Consider the following 5,646-nt stretch of genomic DNA (forward strand, 5'->3'; position numbering starts at 1 on the left):
CGTGGATGGTGGTGAAGTAATTGCCCGTCTACGCGGTTTCTTTTTTGGCAACGAGTTGGATTCCTTTTTTGCCTTTTGGAGTCGCCGCGTTTTTCAGCCTGCTACCTCACCACTTTTATGACCTGCACCCCTGAGCAGAACCCGAACGTGGGCACGCCGCCGGTGTGATAGCCCATCTTGACCATCTGCGCCTGCTTGGTCTTTGTCCACTCGCTAACCTGCTTGGGGTACATCCCGTCCATGAAGATCTTGAGGTTCTTGTTCATGTGCCCGGCCATGTCGGGCGTGAAGTCCTAGTAAACCATGTCCACTTCCACTTTGCTGTCTCCGAGGAGGTACTCGGCCACGTGGTAGACCTCGCCGCGTTCGAGGCGGCTCATGTAGGTGACCACAACAGTGTCGAAGCGCTTGCCTGCGGCATCGGCCAGCATCCGCTTCCAATCGGCGCGTTTGAGGTTGGTGCCAGTGCGGCCCTCGTCGTTGTACTCGGCCACAATCTCACCGCCGAGCTTGGTGACATGCTCGCGGTTGATCTGGCGCTGGGTATCAATGGTGGTGAAGTCGCCGTACTTCTGGTCATCGGTGCTGCACCTCAGGTAGATGGCGCAGCGCAGGGGGCGATTGGTGGGTTTCTTCATGCATGTGCCTCCTCGGGGCTTCCTGCACTTACGCTGCGGCGTAGGTCTGCCTGGAGCAGGATGATCGTGGCACGTGCGATGCGGCGAATCTGTTCGTCGCTGGGGTCTTGAGAGTGAGTCATCTTTACGGTATCCTTGTATCCAAATATCAAACGGATGTTTGTATGGTAATATGGAATAGACAATTTGTCAAGTAGGCAGGGCAATGGACGACGAACTTTCTTTGGGCGAGTGGCTCCGGCGTGAACGCGAGCGGCGGCGGCTCTCGATTCGGCAGCTTGCTGCGCGGGCCGGGGTGAGCCATGCGTCGCTCTCGAACATCGAGAACGGTTTGCACGGCATGAAGCGCGAGAACGTGGCCAAGCTCGAAGCGGCGCTGGCGGAGGATGTGAGCGATCCGTCGGAGCGGGAGCGGCTCTCGCGGGAGCTGCTGCGTCTGGCTGGGTTTGCCGCTACCACTCCCGAGGTGACATACGAGCCGGATATCGAGACGATTCTAGGGCACATCGAGGGATACTCGGACTTCGATCCCGTGGAGCGTGAGGTAATCCGTGAGGCTGCCGTCCAGGCGGGCAAGACCATGGCTGAGACCCTGCGCAAGCTGAACGCTCGTGGGGTGATTGGCTCCCGGTTTGCTCGTGAGGAGATTGCGGAGGCCGAGGCGGAGCAGGCACGTCTTGCGGCGGAGAACGATATGGAAATCACTCCCGATATGGTGATTGATCTGGAGGAGTAATGCCGTGGTGCGATAAAGAGCCGGAGCGGTACTTCGATGATGAGTTTCACGATGGGATTGAGTCCTCGGAGTTTCTGTACCGGTTCACTCCTGAGGACTCGGAGAGTGTGGCGCGCAAGATCGCTTCCTACATTCTGGCACGGCTTCGGGTGCTGATGGCCAGCCGCACGAGCTTGGAGCGCTTGGCAGACGACTTTGGTGTCAAGCTGATCTGGGACAACTCCTTGCTGGACCATGGCGGTTATGTCGGCCCGTTCCATGAAACCGACACGGCGCAGATGATGCTCCAGCCGGGGCTTGCCAAGCCAAGCCGCTGGCGTGTGTTTATCCACGAGCTGGCGCACCACCTGATGCGTGTGTGGGTGGCGCTGGATCTCTACCGTGCGGAGTGTGTGGTGGTCTCTGGTATTACCGATCCCGCCCCGATTCGTCAGGAGATAGCCCGTCGCGTCGAAGCGCTGCTGGTTCCCGCCCTGCTTGGGGTGCCTCATCCATCTGGCCTCACGCCCGTGCGTGCTTCCTGAACAGAGATGCCTCCGATCTGGACATGGCAGGGATCCCAGCCCACCTCTATCTTGGCGTCGAAGTCTCGTGAGGCAATGGCCGAACGAATCGTGTCTCGATCTTCCTGAGCGAGCCCCCAAGCGATGCCCGTCACGCAGCCGTGGGCTTTGGCACTGGCAGCCAGCATGAGCAGAAAGCGTGTGTCCTCGTGGTTGGGCTGGTCGTCGTCGAGGATGTCCGCAGCCAAGGAGTCGGGTCTCCCGTCCTCCGTGGCCGCATTGTGCATGCCCCAGCCAACCTTCGTGAACCCATCGGCGAGGAGCTGCTTCTGCCGAGCAGGGGAGCGCCAAGCTTCCTGAATCCGTGGCCGCAAACCATGGCCTTCCAAATCGACCAGGATCGCGGCTACTTTCTTTCGAAAGATCGGGTTGCACTCCATGAGCCGCTGGCCGTTTCTTTCTTTGCGCTGCTCTTCTGTCATGGCTCGACCTCCGGCGCAGGAGCAGGCTGCACCCGAACTGCAATAATGAGCACGTCGCCGATCTGGAAACTGGAAACCTCGTCCATGGCTTTGCCTGCTGGAATTACAACCGTTGGCACGCCGGGTGTGGGTGGTGTAGCCATCGGGCCTGTGCCTTCGTCAGTCGCCGTTGTGGTGCTGTCACTCTCGATGACCGAATAGCCAGGCTTCGTCGTGTCTGCTACTTCGCTTTCGATGACTGTGTAGCCACTGGGCACGCCGGCATCGCCCACTACTTGGGTCTTGATCTCGCTTTCAACCACCAGATAGTTTGCGGGTTTCGCCGCATCTTCTGTCGCTGGCGGAACGGGCGCCTCGCTCATGCTTGGCGCGGGTGATGGAGCAGTAGCACTTTCCACGACGATGTAGCCTGTAGGCACCGCAGTATCTATCGCGGGTGGTGTGACTTCGCTCTCTACGACCGCGTAACCGCTGGCTTTCTTGTCGCCCGACGAAGTCAGGATCGCAGCTTCGGCAGGTGGTGCAGAGCTCTCCGGTGGAATCGTGATGATGAGTGGCTTGCTTTGGATCACAGGTTCGACGAGCTCGGTTGGCGGCGGATCGGGGGACTCCGGTGGGATCTGATGGAGTGGCCCATTCGTGGAAGCCACCCCAGGCGCTGGTGGTGCTGTGGGTGCTGGAATCGTTACAACAACCGGCGGCCCGAGGAGCGGCGTCTCGATGGGCTTAGGAGCTGGCTTTGCTGTTGTCTTCGGCTTGGGCCGTGCTACCAGCTTTGGTTTTACTACCGTTGCTTTCACGGCGGCGGGTTTCGCGGGCGTGGAACTCGCCGCCGGAGGTGGGTGTGTAACGGGCTTGGTAGTTGCCTTCTTTGGTGCTTTGGTAATGAGGGGTTTCATGGGGTGGATCTCCTTGTCTCTGTGTGCTTGTTTGGGTCAGTGGCTCTTGCGCCACTGCCACGGTGGAATGGGTGCTGGCATAGCCCAGAGGCCGCGCTTGGCGGCTCTAGCGGTATCCTCGGCTAGGCGTAGGTCTCGGCTGTTGGGCGCATACTGGGGACTCCACCAGGACAGCCCTGTCTCAATCTGCCTGCGCTCGATGCTCGGGTAGGCCGAGGTGCTAAGCTGGGCAACGAGCCTGCCGTATTTATCTTTCTCGATAGGCTGGATGGTTAGGTTCTGCCCAACCAGAAGCGTTCCTAGCGCAACTCTTGCCATCGGGCCAGAGGGCTGGTTCATTTCCGGGGCGTCGGCTCCAAACAGGCGAATGGTGATGGTTTTCAAGCCATCGCAGTTTGCGTGAAGCGTGTCGCCGTCCACTACTTCGATCACCCGGCAGGTGTCCAGCGAGGGAAGCGTGTCGGGCAGGTTCTTGCTGCCCGTGGGCCAAATGGTCGCGAGTCCGCCGCCGATCACGGCGATGCCCGCTCCCGTTCCCAGGATCGCTGACCGCTTCTTACGCGCTGTCGCTGTCATCGTTTTTGCTGCTGTCGGCATCGGTCGTTGCCTTTCGTTTGCGGGTGCGTTCCCGGAGCTTACGAAGCGCCCGTCGCCGTGCGGAGCGGAACTTGGGCTGTGCACGGAGCCACCAGGTGAGGGCAACGACGAGGCCGATGAGCGCGTTAATCAGACGGTTCTCGGCCTCGTCGGTAATCACCGCGAGGGTGTGGATCATGGCGTGACCTCCTTCACTTCCCCTTGCCTTTAGGTAGGGGCAAGGGGAGAGGTGTGCTTTACGCCGTGACGATGACGAGGGACTCTTGCGGTGTGCCCTGGAAGCCCGAAGCGCTTACGGGAATCACGCGAACCCCGACTTTGACACCACCCGCTGGAATGCCGAACTTGTCGTCGTAGAAGGTGCCAATATCCGCGTTGAGCAAGTCGGCGCTTTGGGCCGTGCCAACCAGGCGGTACATTCCCTCACCAACCATGCTCCGACCAGGCGACATCGGCTCCGTCGCAAAGATGAGCAGATCAGTGCCGAGCGGATCTACCGTTGCGCCGAGCTTCAGCTCAACGGCGGGAGCTGCTGTGACATTCACGGTTGGTGCGAACCCGGCCAGGGGAATGGTTGCCTCGATGGCTGCGGGAGCATCGTCGAGGATGGGATGAGCGAACTCGGCGCGAGTCTGGTTCAAGGCGATGTAGATCCGATGACCAGTGGGGTTGTAAAGATCGCCGTACTTGCCGGTCTTCGTGATGAGGGCCGCGAGCGAGTTCCAACCAATGCGCTGGTCTTCGGTGATGGTGCCCCAGCGGGCGGTGAACTGGCTGAAGCGATCCCGGACGTTCATCTGGCGGTCAGAATTGGGCTGATTCGGATCGACGTGCTCACGGAGGTAGAGGCCAGACGGGTTACGGGCGAAGACGCGATCTCCGAACTTGCCGGAAGCGTCGTCGAGCAGGCTGTTAAGTTTAACTTTCATGGTGTGGTTCTCCTAATTCTTCAAAGCAGAAGGGGAACCACAAATGGAAAGAGGCGAACCTTCCAAAGTGGTTCGCCTCCCTACTGGGAACTTTATCACACGGATGTTTGCCTGTCAAGAGCACGAGGATCGTCTTTACGATAGGGGCTTATGTCACCTCCGCGCGAGGCGCTACGGTCACACCGCCCGACCGAGGAGATAGGTAGCTTTTAGCCGGAGCGGTTCCCCCGCGAGGCGCGGGTTCCCACCGCACCAGCGCGACGACGGACACAAAGCTTTGACCTCGTCTCCTCAGCGTGCGCTGCCACCTTCGCGCGACGCGCTACGGTCGCCGCTCCCCAATTTCATGGATCGCTCTCAGGGCGGCCACGGTTCCCCCGCGAGCGGGTTCCCACCGTCGCCGCGAGCAGGAAGAGGCTTTAAGTTAAAATCTCCCCTTCCGTCCCCCAGGGGAAACGTGTAATCAGCCTTTCTCTCACATGCTGTCGCCGGGGTCAGGGCATCTGCGCTCCGGCGGGCTGGGTCGGGCGCGTCGGTCGGCACGAAGCGCGGGTGCAGCTCGGTCAGCTTCGCACGCCGCCGCCGTCGCAGCGGCGCAAGAAGAGTATCAATAGCTGTAAATAGATCTAAAATAAATTATAAAATAGTAGAACAAATGTTTGATAATGGTCACTATTTGGGTATACTATTAGTGGCGGGCACTGCCCGACTAATCGCCCAGAAATGGGAAAAGCGCCGGGGTGGTCTCTTGGTAAAGTCCCCCGGCGCTTGGAAAGGAAGCCACCGAAATGGCTACCAATTTAGATTGTAACACGCTGCTGTCGCACGTTGCCACACAGCGGGAAATGCGCGAAGCTCGCGC

10 protein-coding genes are annotated in these 5,646 nt (G+C 59.8%); 2 read left to right on the forward strand and 8 right to left on the reverse strand.

The features are described from left to right. Window positions 1-101: 101 nt before the first annotated feature. From RMO15_RS28535 to RMO15_RS28545, 3 genes are read right to left on the reverse strand one after another with little or no spacing between them, the layout of a single operon-like run. Complete coding sequence (locus RMO15_RS28535; RefSeq protein ID WP_309721025.1) at window positions 102-266, reverse strand: hypothetical protein; 165 nt, start codon at window positions 264-266, stop codon at window positions 102-104. A 27-nt stretch (window positions 267-293) separates the two neighbouring features. Next, complete coding sequence (locus RMO15_RS28540; RefSeq protein WP_309721028.1) at window positions 294-638, reverse strand: recombinase family protein; 345 nt, start codon at window positions 636-638, stop codon at window positions 294-296. After that, window positions 635-760 carry a hypothetical protein gene (locus RMO15_RS28545; protein ID WP_309721031.1) on the reverse strand — a complete coding sequence of 42 codons (126 nt, stop codon included), beginning with the start codon at window positions 758-760 and terminating at the stop codon, window positions 635-637. The genes RMO15_RS28540 and RMO15_RS28545 overlap by 4 nt, the downstream gene beginning before the upstream one ends. Window positions 761-843: 83 nt before the next feature. On the opposite strand from RMO15_RS28545, the gene RMO15_RS28550 reads away from it, so the two are divergent. Further along, a complete protein-coding gene (locus tag RMO15_RS28550; protein WP_309721034.1) occupies window positions 844-1,374 on the forward strand; it encodes a helix-turn-helix transcriptional regulator in 531 nt (176 codons plus the stop codon). After that, complete coding sequence (locus RMO15_RS28555) at window positions 1,374-1,898, forward strand: hypothetical protein (RefSeq protein ID WP_309721036.1); 525 nt, start codon at window positions 1,374-1,376, stop codon at window positions 1,896-1,898. Before RMO15_RS28550 ends, RMO15_RS28555 begins: the two co-directional genes overlap by 1 nt. On the opposite strand, the gene RMO15_RS28560 is transcribed toward RMO15_RS28555, so the two are convergent. From RMO15_RS28560 to RMO15_RS28580, 5 genes are read right to left on the reverse strand one after another with little or no spacing between them, the layout of a single operon-like run. After that, the gene (locus RMO15_RS28560) at window positions 1,862-2,359 is read right to left on the reverse strand and encodes a hypothetical protein (RefSeq protein ID WP_309721040.1); all 498 of its coding nucleotides are present in this window, start codon (window positions 2,357-2,359) and stop codon (window positions 1,862-1,864) included. The two genes, RMO15_RS28555 and RMO15_RS28560, sit on opposite strands and share 37 nt — an antisense overlap. Further along, a complete protein-coding gene (locus RMO15_RS28565; RefSeq protein ID WP_309721043.1) occupies window positions 2,356-3,258 on the reverse strand; it encodes a hypothetical protein in 903 nt (300 codons plus the stop codon). Before RMO15_RS28565 ends, RMO15_RS28560 begins: the two co-directional genes overlap by 4 nt. A 36-nt stretch (window positions 3,259-3,294) precedes the next feature. Further along, window positions 3,295-3,834, reverse strand: a complete 540-nt coding sequence (locus RMO15_RS28570) for a thermonuclease family protein (RefSeq protein ID WP_309721045.1) — start codon at window positions 3,832-3,834, stop codon at window positions 3,295-3,297. Next, window positions 3,815-4,033, reverse strand: a complete 219-nt coding sequence (locus tag RMO15_RS28575) for a hypothetical protein (RefSeq protein WP_309721048.1) — start codon at window positions 4,031-4,033, stop codon at window positions 3,815-3,817. The genes RMO15_RS28570 and RMO15_RS28575 overlap by 20 nt, the downstream gene beginning before the upstream one ends. Window positions 4,034-4,091: 58 nt before the next feature. Continuing rightward, window positions 4,092-4,784, reverse strand: a complete 693-nt coding sequence (locus RMO15_RS28580) for a hypothetical protein (RefSeq protein ID WP_309721051.1) — start codon at window positions 4,782-4,784, stop codon at window positions 4,092-4,094. Window positions 4,785-5,646: the final 862 nt, after the last annotated feature.

It is taken from the genome of Armatimonas sp., assembly GCF_031410135.1.
In the GTDB taxonomy this organism is placed as follows: Bacteria; Armatimonadota; Armatimonadia; order Armatimonadales; family Armatimonadaceae; genus Armatimonas.